Origin of the sequence: Thermococcus eurythermalis, assembly GCF_000769655.1 — an archaeon.
Lineage (GTDB): Archaea > Methanobacteriota_B > Thermococci > Thermococcales > Thermococcaceae > Thermococcus > Thermococcus eurythermalis.
Genome location: NZ_CP008887.1, coordinates 515,693 through 530,217 on the forward strand (window position 1 = coordinate 515,693; position 14,525 = coordinate 530,217).

Below are 14,525 nucleotides of genomic sequence, written 5' to 3' on the forward strand. Positions count from 1 at the left end.
AAGAAAAGGTTTATATGTCTTTCTTTTAATATCACTGCTAGTGATAACATTGGTCAGAGGGTGGTTGCCATGGTGAACTTTATCTTTGGAATCCACAACCACCAGCCCTTGGGAAACTTTGGCTGGGTCTTTGAGAGTGCTTATGAAAGGTCGTACAGGCCCTTCATGGAGACACTGGAAGAGTACCCGAACATGAAGGTCGCGGCCCACTACTCCGGCCCGCTCCTTGAGTGGCTAGCCGAAAACAAGCCCGAGCACATAGACCTCCTCAGGAGCCTCGTGAAGAGGGGACAGCTTGAGATAGTCGTTGCCGGCTTCTACGAACCGGTACTCGCGGCCATCCCGAAGGAGGACAGGATAGAGCAGATAAAGCTCCTCAAGGACTTCGCAAAGAAGCTCGGCTACGACGCAAGGGGTGTCTGGCTCACAGAGCGCGTCTGGCAGCCAGAGCTCGTTAAGAGCCTCCGCGAGGCTGGGATTGACTACGTCATCGTTGATGACTACCACTTCATGAGCGCCGGCCTGAGCAGGGAGGAGCTCTACTGGCCCTACTACACCGAGGACGGGGGAGAGGTCATAACGGTCTTCCCGATAGACGAGAAGCTCCGCTACTTAATCCCGTTCAGACCGGTCGAGAAGACTATAGAGTACCTCCACAGCCTCGACGACGGTGATGAGAGCAAGGTCACGGTTTTCCACGACGACGGCGAGAAGTTCGGTGTCTGGCCTGGAACGTACGAGTGGGTCTACGAGAAGGGCTGGCTCAGGGAGTTCTTTGACAGGGTCTCAAGCGACGAGAGGATAAACCTCACCCTCTACTCGGAGTACCTCAAGAGGTTCAAACCAAAGGGTCTCGTCTATCTACCCATAGCTTCTTACTTCGAGATGAGCGAGTGGTCGCTCCCGGCCAAGCAGGCTAAGCTCTTCGTCGAGTTCGTCGAGAAGCTGAAGGAGGGGGGACAGTTCGAGCGCTACCGCATATTCGTCCGCGGCGGAATCTGGAAGAACTTCTTCTTCAAGTACCCGGAGAGCAACTACATGCACAAGCGCATGCTCATGGTGAGCAAGCTGGTGAGGGAAAACCCTGAGGCCAGGCACTTCGTCCTCAAGGCCCAGTGCAATGACGCCTACTGGCACGGCGTCTTCGGTGGCGTCTACCTGCCTCACCTTAGGAGGGCCATCTGGGAGAACATCATCAAGGCCAACAGCCACGTTTCCACCGGAAGCTTCGTGAGGGATATTGACTTCGACGGTCGCGATGAGGTCTTCCTTGAGAACGGGAACTTCTACGCGGTCTTCAAGCCCGCCTACGGTGGAGCCCTCTTCGAGCTCAGCTCCAAGAGGAAGGCAGTCAACTACAACGACGTGCTCATGAGGCGCTGGGAGCACTACCACGAGGTTCCTGAGGCGGCCACGCCGGAGGAGGAGAGCGAAGAGGGTGTTGCTAGCATACACGAGCTCGGCAGGCAGATACCTGAGGAGATCAGGCGCGAATTAGCGTACGACAGCTACCTTAGGGCTATCCTCCAGGATCACTTCCTCGACCTGGAGACCACCCTCGACGAGTACCGCCTCAACAGGTACGTTGAGCTCGGTGACTTCCTTGCTGGCGCCTACGACTACAGCCTCTTCGAAGGCGGTGTCGCCCTTGAGCGCGACGGCACCGTCGCAGGGAAACCTGCGAGGGTCGAGAAGACCTTCCACATGACTGAGGACGGCTTCGTCGTGGACTACGCCGTGAGGAGCGACGTAAAAGCTCTCTTCGGCGTCGAGCTTAACTTAGCCGTCCACAGCGTCATGGAGGAGCCCGCTGAATTCGAGGCAGATAAGTTCGAGGTGAACGACCCGTACGGCATCGGAAAGGTCGCCATAGAGCTCGACAAAAAGGCGAGAGTGTGGAAGTTCCCGATAAAGACCCTCAGCCAGAGCGAGAGCGGCTGGGACTTCATCCAGCAGGGCGTCAGCTACACGGTGCTCTTCCCGGTCGGGGGGGAGCTGAGGTTCAGGCTCTCCTTCAGAGAACGCTAGACCCTGAGGGAGACCCCCTCCATGTCCTTTCTTATTGACTTGACGACGTTGAACTCCGACATTCTTCCCAGGGACGACACCCTAATGACCGTCGTGGCAACGTCTTCCAAGAGCCCCAGGAGAAACTTTCTGCTCTCATCTAGCAGGGACGTCTTGATGAGGTGAACCGCCAGCCTGTCCTCGTTTCCAACGTATTGGGCTAGGAGGCTGAGGAGCAGATGAACGTTTTTGGGCACCACCTCTGAAGTCGCGAAGAGCTTCTCGATACCCAAGGCTATCGTTAGAACGGGTGCGTTTTCCTCCACGAACTTCTCGTACGCCTCTTTAAACTTTCCCATCAGTATGACAGGTTCGCTGAGGTCGCTTATCCAGGCAACGACATTTCCGTTCTTTATTTTCCCTCCTATCTTTATGACGTTGACGTTCTCAAACGTCTCGCCATCGAAGCCTGCCAGCTTGGCCTTGGCCTTTATGAGGTGCAGGGAATCAATGACATCAACAACGAGAACTGTGTATCCTTTGGAAAGTCCCCAGGTTATGAGGTGGTGCAACCCAAAGTACTGGTCTTTAACGTCCGTTCTCTCTATCAGCACGATTTCCCCCGGCTTTAGTGAATCCCATAGGCCGTTGATGACGTTCCCGAGCATTCGTCCACCCCCTTTGATAACTTTGGGTTAGTTTATGCCCTCGGGGTATATAAACGATTCGAAATACCATCGGGGGGGGCTAAATAAAAAAAGAAAACCCGTTTGCAAGCCATTACATTTTTCTTTCGAAAGCCCGCTTCCGAATGAATGGGCAAACCATCTTAGAGGTCTACCGTTTACCCAGCGGAAGCCTCGGATAGGGTGGCCCTCATCACAGCTCAGGGCCCGAAAGTCTCCTCATCGGTGCGAACTCCAGCAGTGTGTAGGCTGCGATTATTGCCCATGCGAGGGCCGAATAGTAGCGGAGTTTGATGAATGGGTCAATGAACGCGGCGCTGATTTCAGAGCTTCCAGCCCCGACGCTTACGAGCGTAAGCCCCGTCCTGTCGTCCCTTACGACATTGGCCTCGCGCCCGTTTACCTTTACTTTCCAGTGGGGGAAGTAAGCCTCCGATACCCTTAAGAGCACGGGCTTTTTGGCCGTTATCCTGAACGAATACCGGCCGTCCCCGCGGACGAGTTGGTCTATCTGAATCCGGGCCTCCTCTTGGGGGATAAGGCTCTTCAGGACTTCCAGCTCGTACTGGGAGCCCGTGTAGGCTATGTGGTACAGGAAGTTGCCTCCGAGGACGTAGAGGGTTCCGTTTCCAATCTGTTTGGCCCCTATCAGCGTCCACTTTCCCATGCTCACTATTGGGCTCACGTTCGTGAACACCGGCCCGTACCACGGGAAATCCCCGTACCTGAAAGACGCGAAGCGGGAGACGTTGTAGACCTCGGAGGAGAGCTCTGAAGCGTTTATCGGCCTTACCTGAGCTCTGACTCCGAAGAGCGTGTCTGTGCTTTCAGGGACCCATATGAGCGTCCCTCCGCTTTTTACGAACTCCCAGAGATTTTCTGCCGTGTGGTTGTCCGGGTTGCCTGAATAGATAACGGCGATTACCCCCGAGAGGTTCGAGGGGAGCTCTTCGGTGTACGCGTAGTCGAGGGGCAGGTCATAGAAGTGGCCGGCCATGAGGGTTGAAACCGGCTGGACGAAGCTCACGTTGGAGTCATAGACCCTGCACCCTCCTACGGTATGTCGGTATGTGTAACCGTAGGGTGCGGTATCCGTGCAGCTTATGAAGAATCTCACCGCGTATGCTCTGAGATACGGAGTCGCGTTCTTTCCTGTCTCCAGGAGAGACCACATCCGCCATTCTCCGTCTCCGGCGGGGTTTCCCTCATGGTACCAGCCATTCATTGTACCCTTTGAACTTAGAACAGGAAGGTAGCTGTAATGGGCAACCCCTAAAAGGGGGTACAGTGTGAACCTCCAGTCGTCCCCGGGCTGTTCTCTGAGAAATCTTCCAATCTCAACTAAATTTTGGGGGTAAGGCCCAATATCGGGCATTAGCACCGCTGTTGGAATTGCCGCAATAAGCACCAGAGCGAGTCCAGCAATGGCTTTTGGCCTCGGCTTCATGCCCTCAAGGGAGTCCGCTACAATCAGGGGCACTAAAATTGATGTAACGTCGAGCCATCTGTATGGCGGGATGAGTGATACAATGGGAAGGTGGTAGAGCCATCTGGTTGGGGAATACTGGCCGAGTGATAGGTACGCGAATGTCCCGATCAGTGTAACTTTTTTTGTATCCAATTTCTGCCTCCGGATTCCGATTGCCACTGCTGTGGCCAGTAATGCCACCATAAAGATTCCTGGGGGAGTTATGAACCGGTCGGGGGACACGCTGTATCCATGAAAGAGCCATTTGTTTGTGGATATGTTCCAAAAGTGTGTCCATTCCCTGTCATAGAAGAAAGGTATGTACCAGAATGCGGTGAGAAAGATTACCGCCCCCGTGACCCTCAGGGCGTTCCCGATAGCACGGAGCTCCGTAAGGCTCTCCCAGTGCAGTGCGAGTGCGAGGATGAGGAGGGGAATCACAATTGAGTGGTGGGTGATGACGACCAGCGAAATCGAGAGGGCCGAGAGGAGCAGGTATCTCTCCCTGTATTCCCGCAGGAGGAGGACTCCGAGGAGGAAGAGAGGGGCAAGATGGATGGCGTTCGCCCTAGGGAAGTTGCCCTCGATGTACGCGACGCCGAGGTGCCACGGGAAGAGCAGGAAAACGAGCGGTGCTACGTAGGGCTCTTTTTCAAGCCTCTTCAGGTAGGTATGCAAGGCGAGGGCACCGAGGAACGCCGTCAGCATGAGGGTCGCCGCGTAGCCCCTGACTGCACTCCCAAAAACCTTCCCGAAGAAAGCCGCGATAATGTACGAACCGGGGGGATAGAACCTGAGGAGGGGGAAGCCCGCATACCATTCCTCTATCCACGGCTCCCAGCCGTCCTCCATTAGCTTGTGGACTTTAAAGAGGTGTCCGAGGCCGTCGCCCTTCAGGTCGGGGTTGGCTGGGGCGAAGAAGAGGGGCAGGAACTCCACCACTGAGACAGCAAGCAAAAGGAGGACGTACCCCCGCTTCATCTCCCTGCCTCCAGGATTTCAATGAGCTCTGCTATCCCCTGAACTGTCGCAGAGAAGAGCCAGTTCGTCCCGTCCCACCCAATCCAGAGCCCTTCTCCGGCATGGGTGATGCCAATTCTTCCCCCTGGAACCTCTATGAAGGCCTCTTTCGGGAGTTCCCGGCCGGGCAGGATTCCCACAACGAGGGCCTTTCCAAGGTACTGGGTGAGGCCTAAAATTCTCTTTAGAACGCTTACAGCGGCTTTCTCCTCGAACCACACAAAGATTTCTCCCGTTTTGTATTCGTGGGTCACCCTGCACCTGCGCCCACCCAGAAGAAATTCGGCAAAGTACCTTTCAGTGCTCTCGCTTTTGAGCGCCCCCTCACCGGCCAGCTCCCTGGCCAGCCTGCCCGCGTGAGATGCCCCTATGATTTTTATCCCTGCCATTTTAACCAGAGGGTATATATACTTCCAGAATAAAACCCTTGTGATGAGGCCGTCCCTCAAGTTCCAATCAGTGCTTTACCTGTACATTCTCCTGCTGGCGGGGCTCTCCCTGTTGATTCCGGTTCCTTACATACTTGAGGCAGTCCTGTTTTTCCTGTTCGTCATGGTCTCGTCGGGCCTCGTCTTCTACACGCTCCTCATCTTTGCCACCCAAAGGGACTATCCGGCGAGGCCGAAACCAGTTCCCAGGGGTTTCTTTGAGCCAACGGTTTACGTCCTCATTCCCGCCCACAATGAAGAGGCGGTCATAGAGAAAACGGCCCGTTCTGTGCTTAACCAGGACTACTCAAACTTCAAGGTCTTTCTGATAAACGACAACTCCACCGACCGGACGCTTGAGGTAATGAAGAAAATCGAATCGGCCTGGAGGGGCAAAGCGGTTGTCATCAACGTCCCGTCCCACAGGGGACGGAGCAAGCCGAGGGCCCTGAACTACACCCTTGAGGTCATAGAGGCCGCGTTCAAGTGGCCTGACTACATTTTTATTCTCGATGCGGACTACCTCCTCGGGCCTGATGCTCTGAGGACTCTCGTGGGCATCATGGAAAGTGCCCCCAACTACGTCATTGGGGTGCAGGGTAACGTCAGGCCGAGAAACTGGAACAGGAACTTCATCACCCGCTTTATAACCCTTGAGAGGCTCGTGGGCTTTAACGTTGCCATAGAGGGGGACATGAAGCTCAATGAAAATGGAAAGTACGGCGGAACGGTCGCTCTTCTCCGCTTTTCGCATCTCCTTCGCCTGGGCAAGTTCCGTGAGGACTCCGTTACCGAGGACACGGACCTCTGGGCGAGGGCGCTGATAGAGGGCTACCGCTTCTGGTACTACCACGGTGTTACTGGCTGGGAAGAGGCCGTCGAGACGATGAAGGACTACATCAAACAGCGCTCCCGCTGGGCGCAGGGACACCTCCAGGTCATGCTTGAATACTACTGGCCAGTCCTGAGGAGTTGCTCTGGCCTTACTGAGGCCTTCATAGAGCACTTTTACATGATGAGCTACCTTGTGCCGGTGTTCTGGTTCCTCTCGGTTCTTCTCAACGGCTACCTCGTCCTCTCGGGGGGCGTTCCCCTGGCCCTCGCCAGGCCCAGACTCTTTCTCGTGATTTCAGTCCTCGCGTTCCTTGTCTTCTGGGTCTCGGTTGCCTATTCGAACTGGCTTGAAAAACGGAGAACTGGGTTTGGAGTCCAGTGGTGGTTCGTTGGGGCTTACCCCGCTTACTTCCTTCTCTTCGTCCTTGCGGGGGTTGTTTACACGATGCGTGGCCTGCTGAGGCTCCTCGCCGGCAGGCTCCACTGGGAGAAGACGAGGCGCTTCACTTAAAGGGGTCTTTCAGGGCAATCCTGTCGAGGTCTCCGGTAAGGACTTCCGAGTACAGGAAGGAAGCTGCCTTCAGGTTCTCCGCGAGCCCCTGAAGTACATGTTCAAAGACTCCCTTTAGGATAAGCATGAGGGCGAGGGGACTGTAGCCGCCCTGAACGAGGTCTGCGGTTATAAAGACCAGACCCGTGAGTATGTGGAGCACTGCGTAGCCACCGAGGGGAGGGGAATAGCGGCTGAAGAACCGCCAGTACACCGTGAAGCGTGTTCTCCTGAGCTCCTCCTCCAAGTCCGAGTTCATGAGCGCCGAGGCAGTGAAGAACGCCCACGCTGTCAGGTATATGAGCGCGGGGGCTGTCCGCCCCGTCGCTGCGTTTATGCCGGCCATTACTGCCGAAACTGCCGAGCATGCCCACAGGAACACCTTATACGCTCCCATAGCGCGTATGAGTGTTTTTCTGAGCCTCGGGAACGTGGCGACTACCCTCATCTTTTCACCCTGAAGTCTATCGGCTCTTCAAGGCGCCAGAACCTGCAGAACGAGCAGACTTCTCCGCTCGACGGCATGCCGCAGACTCTGCACTCTCTCAGCTCCGCCTCCTGAAGTTCGGCCTCGAAGAGGTGCCTCTTTCGTAGAAAGCCCTTGACGAAGTTGATTTTCGTCCCGGGCCTCTTCTCTTCCATCTCGTTGAGTATCTCCTTGTATTCAATCGTTGTCGCTCCAACGGAATAGGGACACTCCTCCATCATGTACTCGATGCCATTAGCGAGAGCGTAGGCCACCACTTCCCTCTCTGTGACCTCGTACAGCGGTTTGACCTTCTTCACGAGCTTGCCGTTGAACTGGCTCGGCGTCACCGGCCCCTGCTTCGCTAAGTACTGTGTGTTCCAGTGCATCATGTTCGAGAAGATGAAGCTCGCCTCGTCGTCGAGGTTGTGGCCGGTGGCGACGGCGTCAAAGCCGTTGTCGTAGGCGAACTTGTTGAAGATGTAGCGCTTCGTTAAACCGCAGTAGGAGCAGGTCGGCCTCCTTGTCCTAACTTCTCCGATTCCTTTGCCGAGAAGCTCTTTGACGCGGACTATGTGAAGAGGAACCCCTAAGGCCTCGCACTGTTTCTTAGCGTAGCTCTCGCTCTTTTCCGAGTACTCGCCGATTCCGAGGTTTATGTGGAGGCACTCTATGTTGTAGCCGAGCTTCTTGAGGATGTAAGCGGTGACGGCCGAGTCCTTGCCACCGCTGACGACCACAAGAACCCTTTCATCTGGTTTGAGCATTTTGTAGCGCTCTATCGTTCGTTTGACCTTTCTCTCGAAGTACTCCTTGAAGTGCTCCTCGCAGAGGTACATCTTTGGGTAGTGAAGCTTGATGAAGGCTGGTTTCTTACAGAACTTGCATCTCATCGGCATTTTTCTTCACCTTAGAACCCTTCTTTTAGGCTAATTAAATGTTTGTGGTGACGTAGCAAGGCATATAACCTTTGGGAACGAAGCTTACTATTGAAAATGGAGGGTTCCGGCCATAAGGTTGGATACAATCGTTGCACCAATTCTAATAGCGGTTCTTGTTAGTGTCGTTTTTTCATCTGCGTGCATTGAGGGAGGGGGTACTGCGACCCAAACGCCCAAGGAGCACGTTACATCGAGGGTTCCTTCAGGCACTGGTACTGACACGATAGTATCTAAGGAGGTGGACTCCGATGGGGATGGCCTCTCAAATTGGGATGAAATAAACGTTTATAGGACGGATCCTGACAGGAAAGACACGGATGGCGATGGTTTGGACGATGGTGAAGAGGTTAAGATTGGGACTAACCCATTGGGGGCCGACACGGATGCGGATGGGATCCCTGATGGAGAGGAACTTGAACTTAAAACTAACCCCTTAACCAATGACACCGATGGCGATGGGTTGAGTGATTACAGGGAAGCCTTTATCTTGAATACGAGTCCGGGCCTCGAGGATACTGACGGTGATGCTCTTTTAGACGGCGTGGAGTTATCCAAAGGAACCAACCCGTTGAAGGCCGACACGGATGGTGATGGTCTCAGCGATGGAGACGAGGTTCTCACCTACGGAACGAATCCCTTAGTGAACGATACTGACCGGGATAACTTGACAGATGGGCGGGAGGTTTTAGTCTACTACACCAATCCCCTCATGATGGACACCGACGGGGATTACCTGCCTGACGGATACGAGGTTGGGATTGGAACCGACCGACTCATGACTGGAGGTACGAAGGAACTGAAACAGACGCCCTCAAATCCGCCCTAAGTTTTCTGCTGAGAAAAAAGTTGAGAATATCTCATCGCGCTTTTTGGGGTATACTTCAGCCCTTGACTGGGCGTGGGCGGTTTTGGGGTGGATTGATGAAAATATCGAGTACAACTATACAAAGGCGGAGTACGTGAACCAAAGTGTTGAGTTGTGGGACTCTCTTAATGAGAGCGAAAAGGAACGGTACCTCAACCTTACAATGCTCCAGGCTACCAACGACACGGCTTTTGCCCTGCGTAGCGGGATATGCACAGACTACGCAATTCTAACCGCCGACCTCCTCCTCGACGCCAACGTTAGTCCAGTTTACGTTCTCAGCATCGACTACTGGAACCAAACGATAGGTCACGCAACAGTAGCGATAAAAATCAACGGCACGTATTTTGTCCTCGATCAGGAACTCCCGATAATCCCCCTTGGCAACTACTACTGGTACTCAATCGAGAGGGGTATGGGCGAAATAGAGAACGTGACGTTCTACAGGATTTCTCTGGACGGGAAGGGTGAGGTTAACGTGGAGAACTGGACGTGGGCCTGTGAGAGGCTTGGAAGTATGGCGTACAGAATGACCTGGGAGGACATTGGGCTAATCGAGAATCTAACTGAGGAGCTACTCCTTGAGAGGTATCCTCAATACCACAGGGATGTGAGGCTGAAAGAGAACGCTGAATCTGACTTTGAATCGCTGGTGAACACTGGACGACCTGCCAATAATTATCTTCCGTATGGATTTACGGAAGGGTGGGTTTTATACGGGATATCCGATTTGGCGCTTTATTACCATCCCCTACTGGCGGAGAAGCTCGTCCGCTATTACTGGCTGGGGCCTCGGTTCGGGGAGAAAGTGAATGGGATAAACCGCTGAGGGAGTGCGACGCCTACTACATGAAGATAGGTCTTATCAACGATGAAATTAGGATATCCGCACATACAGGCGACTCCTGGAGCTATCCCGGGTTAGTGATTGTATTGGAGGTGGCAAGGTAAAGGGAGCCTGCTGTTCTCTCTTGTTGAGTTTTCTATTTTTTCTTTCAGTTATGGCTTTTTGAAGCCCCTCCCACTGTGAGGGCTCTTCTTAATGTCATCTATGTGATGTTAGCCTTGTTTTGTGGGGGAACCTTCGGTATTAGCCTCTCCTTATCTTAAACGGATACCTGCCCTTCTTTTTTGCCACGATGGCGGCGTAGTAGAACTTATCCTTCCTCCACTCCTCGGCTATGCGCTCGGTGCTCTTCATCAGCTTGATGTAGACTTCGTCGATGTTGTTGTATTCCCTTACAACCGGCCGGCCCTGCTTTGCTGTCCTTACCTTAATCTTTGGAACGTTCTTTTTGAAAGGAAATATTCCTCTTTGTTCATATTCTACTCCCCCGAATTTACCCGCGTAGGCTCTCCCCTCACTGTCCACTATGATAATCGTTGCGCTCTTGGGCATGTTCTCCAGAAGAGCGCGTTTGTCTATCTTAACGGCGTGCTTGATGGCCACTTTGGTGTTCTGGCGGTTTTTTGGAGTTATGTTGTACTCAGGGTCTTTGAACATTCTGACGATGTTGAGCCCCCTGCTGAGCTCAAGCTCCTCCTCCCATTCTCTTTCCTTTCTCCAGGACAGAACCAGGTATGCAACCGCGGACCCGATGACCATGGCCAGGGCTTCCACATAATCACCCGTGACGTAATTTTATCAGGACTTTAAGAAGTTTTTCTGTCCCGGCTGTTTGGAATATCATTAGGGGAAATAAAACAGAAAAGATGCTGTAATCTCGCTGTTTTCTTCTCCGCATTACTTAAGCTCTATCTCGCGCCCTTCCTCTCCAATTTCAAGAGATTTCAGGACTGTGAGCTTTGTCTTTTCCGTGAATGCCAGAACCCGCGTGAAGGCCTCCTCAAGGAGGGCCAGGTACCCTTTATCCGCGATCTCCCCGTTGATGAAGTAGAAGGCAACTTTCCGGGGGTTTCCGAGGAATGCGGACGCCATGTCTGCGAGTGCCAGTATAAAACTCCTGTCCCCGTTTTGGAGGGGGACGAGTCTCTCGGGGTTCATGATGAGGGCTACAGTAAAGTCGTTTTTTGAGTACAACCTCTGCACAGTCTTGGTTACCTTACTCATAAAGATTCCCGGGTCATTGTACGGGTTAACGTCCAGCACCACGTTGCCCCAGCTTGAGACCCCTCCCACCTTTATTCTTCTGATGTTGGTGGGAACGCCGCTGCCTGAGAGCCTGAGCCACCTGAGAACTATCAGGCTGGAGTCTATCACGTCAATAAGAAGGATTCTGTCCCAGCCGTACTTCTCGCCAATTCTGTAGAATGCGAGGGGATATGCTGACAGGGAGGTGTGTTCGATGAGGACGCTCTCCCCGGGAGAAATCCTTGATAGGTACTCCTTAAAGTCCATTTTCAGTCACCCCCGGCGACTTTAAGAGCTGGACGTTCCTGCCGTCTATTTTCACCACGTAGTCAGAGTCCAGTTCAAGCCCCTTCCTGAGGTACTCGGAGGCGATGTCCGTGTTGAGGAACAGAAAGTTGGTTCTGTTCTCTATGGTCAGGTATCTTCTTGTTACTCTTTCAAAATACCGCTCCAGCTTGGGGGGGTTGTCTATGAATGGAAATGAGAACTTCTCCATCCCCACTACTATCGTGTGGTTCCTTGACTGCTCTGGGACTCTCCTTGCGAGCTGGCCATAGGCCGCGAGGTGGTAGTCAAAGTCTTCCATGACATCAACCCGTCCTATGAGCTTTCCTGTCTTAACGACGCCCCTTTCCTTTATCACTGGAACGTCACTGATGTCCAGCTCCTTCCCCTCAAACTTCAGGTTCTGGATAAAAATGTGAAGGGTGTCCCAGATATCGACTATAAGGGGGGTTATACCTTTCTGCCTCCACCTGTTGACAATTTCAAAGAACGTCAGTTCGGGGTGGCCCTTCGATGGGTACTCCACCAGGATTATGCCCTCTCTGGCGTTTGTGAGGGCATCAAGGATTGTATTCATATACACCACCCAGAACTAAAATACAGTGTCAATGCATAAATACTTTTCTCAATGCTCTTCTATGTGTGTTAATGGTTAGCGTATATGGGAGAATTGGGAAAAAGTAGTGATGGGAGTCAGCTGAGCGACTCTATCTTTTCCTTCCAGTTCCCCGGCTTCCTGAAGTCCTTCTCGGTGTAGAGGCCCTCCTTCTTGAGTATTCCCCTCGCGGCGAGGAGGCCGGTGGCGGCTGCGTTTACTATGTCCCTGCTCAAACCGGCTCCGTCTCCAGCGGCAAAGATGCCCTCGATGCTCGTCTCAAGGTTCTCGTCTACCTCGACCTTCATGGCATAGTACTTGATTTCCGGCGCGTAGAGGAGTGTGTGGTCGCTTGCAACGCCCGGAAGAACGCGGTCGAGCTTTTCCAGGCCCTCTATGATGTTCGTCACGACACGGTGCGGTAAAGCCATCGCTATGTCTCCCGGCGTTACGTTCTTTAAGGTGGGCTCGACGTCGCTCCTCCTTATCCTCGCCCACGTGCTCCTCCTTCCCCTCCTCAGGTCGCCGAGGCGCTGAATGAGGGGCTTCCCACCGCCTATCGTGGTAGCTAACTGCGCTATGCTCTTGCCGTAAGCTGTCGTGTCCTCAACGGGCTCGGTGAGCTCTATCCTGCTCAGGAAGGCGAAGTTGGTGTTGTTGCTCTTCTTCTCGTGCATCGAGTGACCGTTTACACCGACGTAGCCGTCGTAGCGCTCCTCGACGACGAAGCCGTTCGGGTTGGTGCAGAAAGTCCTCACGAAGTCGTCGTAGGTGTCGGTGTAGATGTGGAACTTGGGGTCGTGGTTTATGCTCGTTATCGGCTCCATGACTATCGCCGGAACCTCAACGCGGACGCCAACGTCAATGGGCCCGTGCCTCGCCTTTAGGCCTATCCTCTGGGCCACCTCGTGGAACCAGTCCGCCCCGCCCCTTCCGGGGGCAACGATTATGTAGCGGGCTTTAATCTCGAAGACGTCCTTTCCGCGCCTCACTTTGACCCAGCCCTTTCCGAACTCCAAAGCCTTCGTCCAGAGGAGAAACTTGACCCCTTTGCTCTCCAGATACCGCTTTATGTCGTCTATGACCTCGGGCGTCCTGTCGGAGCCTATGTGCCTCTGGATTATGGGTATGAACTTCACTCCCGCCTGTGCCGCCTTCTGCTCCCAGTACTTCACCTGCTCCGGGTTCCCCTTGAAGAGGTTCCTCGGTGCTTTATGCTTTAGAAAAATCTGGTCAACTTCCCATACGAGCTGCCAGGCGTAGTTCTCATCGTTCGTCAGCTCGGTTAGGTCACCGCCAATGTCCGGACGGAGGTTTATCGTGCCGTCGCTCAGACCGCCGGCGCCGCCGACACCGCTCATTATGTGGCAGGGCTTGCACTCGACACAATAACCGAGCTCGTACATCGGACAAACGCGCTGCTTGACGTCGCCGCCTTCATCTATGACGAGAACGCTCAGGTCGCTCTTCTCCGCCAGCTCGTAGGCCGCGAAAAGTCCAGCGGGGCCAGCTCCAACAATAACGACGTCGTAGGTCTTTCCGTCTCCGGTTCCAGAAACCATATTTCCCTTACCGGTGTCTCTGGGTTGTTCCTTAAAAAGTTTTTGGCAAATTCCTGGTTAATCTGTTTTCATTTTTTCCCTGCTATTAACACGAACTTGCCAAAAAATCCCCGAAACCTTTAAACACTTTTGTGTATTATTAAATTCAGTGGGTGCATTATGGAGCAAGTAAAGACCTTTGAGAATAACAAAGCTACAAAGGCCAAGAAAGTGAAGATAATCCACAGCAAGCGCAGAATGATACAGCTCCAGCGCAAGGAGGAGCTCAGCCACAACATCCGCTACATCTCCAAGGTTCCCGTCAGGCTGGTCATGGACAGGGAGTTCCTGACGCTTCACCCTGAAGACCCCCTATCAAAGCTCGTGCAGAGCCTCAGGGACGAGGAAAGCTCCGCTGTCATCGTTGATAATGAGGGCAAGCTCCTTGGCTTCGTCACCATGAAGGACATTCTCCGCTTCTTCGAGCCCCCCAAGAGGTACTCCATAGTCGGTGTCGGCCTGCTGAAGAAGTATTCCATTAACCGTGCCTCCCGTGTGGGGGACATAATGGTTCGCAGGCCCGTAACCATCCACGTCAATGACAACCTCGGTCGGGCGATAGGGATAATGCTCGAAACGGGAAAGCACCACCTCCCGGTTGTTGACGATGAAAACCGCGTCCACGGCGTCCTTGAGGTCAAGGACATAATCCGTCTGATTCGCATAGTCTCCTCGTGAGCCTCTAAA

The 14,525-nt window shown here is 53.6% G+C and carries 14 protein-coding genes; 5 read left to right on the forward strand and 9 right to left on the reverse strand.

The genetic code is table 11. The annotated features are described in order from the left end of the window. Positions 1-69 precede the first annotated feature (69 nt). Positions 70-2,028 (forward strand): alpha-amylase/4-alpha-glucanotransferase domain-containing protein, encoded by a 1,959-nt coding sequence (locus TEU_RS02765; protein ID WP_050002339.1) that lies wholly within the window; start codon positions 70-72, stop codon positions 2,026-2,028. Here TEU_RS02765 and TEU_RS02770 read toward each other — a convergent pair. From TEU_RS02770 to TEU_RS02780, 3 genes are all read right to left on the reverse strand, one after another. Beyond that, positions 2,025-2,675 (reverse strand): DUF257 family protein, encoded by a 651-nt coding sequence (locus TEU_RS02770; RefSeq protein ID WP_050002340.1) that lies wholly within the window; start codon positions 2,673-2,675, stop codon positions 2,025-2,027. The two genes, TEU_RS02765 and TEU_RS02770, sit on opposite strands and share 4 nt — an antisense overlap. Positions 2,676-2,886: 211 nt before the next feature. After that, complete coding sequence (locus TEU_RS02775) at positions 2,887-5,142, reverse strand: 6-pyruvoyl-tetrahydropterin synthase-related protein (protein ID WP_050002341.1); 2,256 nt, start codon at positions 5,140-5,142, stop codon at positions 2,887-2,889. Beyond that, on the reverse strand, positions 5,139-5,570 hold the full coding sequence (locus tag TEU_RS02780; RefSeq protein ID WP_144244799.1) for a hypothetical protein: 432 nt from the start codon (positions 5,568-5,570) through the stop codon (positions 5,139-5,141). Before TEU_RS02780 ends, TEU_RS02775 begins: the two co-directional genes overlap by 4 nt. Before the next feature lie 43 nt (positions 5,571-5,613). On the opposite strand from TEU_RS02780, the gene TEU_RS02785 reads away from it, so the two are divergent. Further along, positions 5,614-6,954, forward strand: a complete 1,341-nt coding sequence (locus TEU_RS02785; protein WP_050002343.1) for a glycosyltransferase family 2 protein — start codon at positions 5,614-5,616, stop codon at positions 6,952-6,954. Here TEU_RS02785 and TEU_RS02790 read toward each other — a convergent pair. Both TEU_RS02790 and ttuA read right to left on the reverse strand, forming a co-directional pair. Continuing rightward, positions 6,947-7,441: a hypothetical protein gene (locus TEU_RS02790; RefSeq protein ID WP_050002344.1), complete on the reverse strand. Its 495-nt coding sequence runs from the start codon at positions 7,439-7,441 to the stop codon at positions 6,947-6,949. The two genes, TEU_RS02785 and TEU_RS02790, sit on opposite strands and share 8 nt — an antisense overlap. Then, positions 7,438-8,352 carry a tRNA-5-methyluridine(54) 2-sulfurtransferase gene (gene ttuA, locus TEU_RS02795; protein WP_050003919.1) on the reverse strand — a complete coding sequence of 305 codons (915 nt, stop codon included), beginning with the start codon at positions 8,350-8,352 and terminating at the stop codon, positions 7,438-7,440. The genes TEU_RS02790 and ttuA overlap by 4 nt, the downstream gene beginning before the upstream one ends. 124 nt (positions 8,353-8,476) lie before the next feature. Here ttuA and TEU_RS02800 point away from each other — a divergent pair, with 124 nt between their 5' ends. Both TEU_RS02800 and TEU_RS02805 read left to right on the forward strand, forming a co-directional pair. Next, positions 8,477-9,226, forward strand: coding sequence for a hypothetical protein (locus TEU_RS02800; RefSeq protein WP_050002345.1), 750 nt, complete (start codon positions 8,477-8,479; stop codon positions 9,224-9,226). Positions 9,227-9,269: 43 nt separating this feature from the next. Continuing rightward, positions 9,270-10,094: a transglutaminase-like domain-containing protein gene (locus tag TEU_RS02805; protein ID WP_158506632.1), complete on the forward strand. Its 825-nt coding sequence runs from the start codon at positions 9,270-9,272 to the stop codon at positions 10,092-10,094. Between the two features lie 261 nt (positions 10,095-10,355). Here TEU_RS02805 and TEU_RS02810 read toward each other — a convergent pair whose 3' ends face one another. From TEU_RS02810 to TEU_RS02825, 4 genes are all read right to left on the reverse strand, one after another. Continuing rightward, a complete protein-coding gene (locus TEU_RS02810; RefSeq protein WP_227738758.1) occupies positions 10,356-10,886 on the reverse strand; it encodes a hypothetical protein in 531 nt (176 codons plus the stop codon). Positions 10,887-11,009: 123 nt separating this feature from the next. Beyond that, on the reverse strand, positions 11,010-11,624 hold the full coding sequence (locus TEU_RS02815) for a DUF257 family protein (protein ID WP_050002347.1): 615 nt from the start codon (positions 11,622-11,624) through the stop codon (positions 11,010-11,012). Next, positions 11,614-12,219, reverse strand: a complete 606-nt coding sequence (locus tag TEU_RS02820) for a DUF257 family protein (RefSeq protein WP_050002348.1) — start codon at positions 12,217-12,219, stop codon at positions 11,614-11,616. Before TEU_RS02820 ends, TEU_RS02815 begins: the two co-directional genes overlap by 11 nt. 116 nt (positions 12,220-12,335) lie before the next feature. After that, positions 12,336-13,799, reverse strand: a complete 1,464-nt coding sequence (locus tag TEU_RS02825) for an NAD(P)/FAD-dependent oxidoreductase (RefSeq protein ID WP_050002349.1) — start codon at positions 13,797-13,799, stop codon at positions 12,336-12,338. Between the two features lie 159 nt (positions 13,800-13,958). Here TEU_RS02825 and TEU_RS02830 point away from each other — a divergent pair, with 159 nt between their 5' ends. Then, the gene (locus tag TEU_RS02830) at positions 13,959-14,516 is read left to right on the forward strand and encodes a CBS domain-containing protein (protein ID WP_050002350.1); all 558 of its coding nucleotides are present in this window, start codon (positions 13,959-13,961) and stop codon (positions 14,514-14,516) included. Positions 14,517-14,525 lie beyond the last annotated feature (9 nt).

What these genes read in the sequence shown, in the direction of transcription:
- TEU_RS02780 (WP_144244799.1), bottom strand. Translation starts at nt 5,570, where the DNA reads ATGGCAGGGATAAAAATCATAGGGGCATCTCACGCGGGCAGGCTGGCC.
- ttuA (WP_050003919.1), bottom strand. Translation starts at nt 8,352, where the DNA reads ATGAGATGCAAGTTCTGTAAGAAACCAGCCTTCATCAAGCTTCACTAC.
- TEU_RS02765 (WP_050002339.1), top strand. Translation starts at nt 70, where the DNA reads ATGGTGAACTTTATCTTTGGAATCCACAACCACCAGCCCTTGGGAAAC.
- TEU_RS02815 (WP_050002347.1), bottom strand. Translation starts at nt 11,624, where the DNA reads ATGGACTTTAAGGAGTACCTATCAAGGATTTCTCCCGGGGAGAGCGTC.
- TEU_RS02820 (WP_050002348.1), bottom strand. Translation starts at nt 12,219, where the DNA reads ATGAATACAATCCTTGATGCCCTCACAAACGCCAGAGAGGGCATAATC.
- TEU_RS02770 (WP_050002340.1), bottom strand. Translation starts at nt 2,675, where the DNA reads ATGCTCGGGAACGTCATCAACGGCCTATGGGATTCACTAAAGCCGGGG.
- TEU_RS02825 (WP_050002349.1), bottom strand. Translation starts at nt 13,799, where the DNA reads ATGGTTTCTGGAACCGGAGACGGAAAGACCTACGACGTCGTTATTGTT.
- TEU_RS02785 (WP_050002343.1), top strand. Translation starts at nt 5,614, where the DNA reads ATGAGGCCGTCCCTCAAGTTCCAATCAGTGCTTTACCTGTACATTCTC.
- TEU_RS02790 (WP_050002344.1), bottom strand. Translation starts at nt 7,441, where the DNA reads ATGAGGGTAGTCGCCACGTTCCCGAGGCTCAGAAAAACACTCATACGC.
- TEU_RS02775 (WP_050002341.1), bottom strand. Translation starts at nt 5,142, where the DNA reads ATGAAGCGGGGGTACGTCCTCCTTTTGCTTGCTGTCTCAGTGGTGGAG.
- TEU_RS02830 (WP_050002350.1), top strand. Translation starts at nt 13,959, where the DNA reads ATGGAGCAAGTAAAGACCTTTGAGAATAACAAAGCTACAAAGGCCAAG.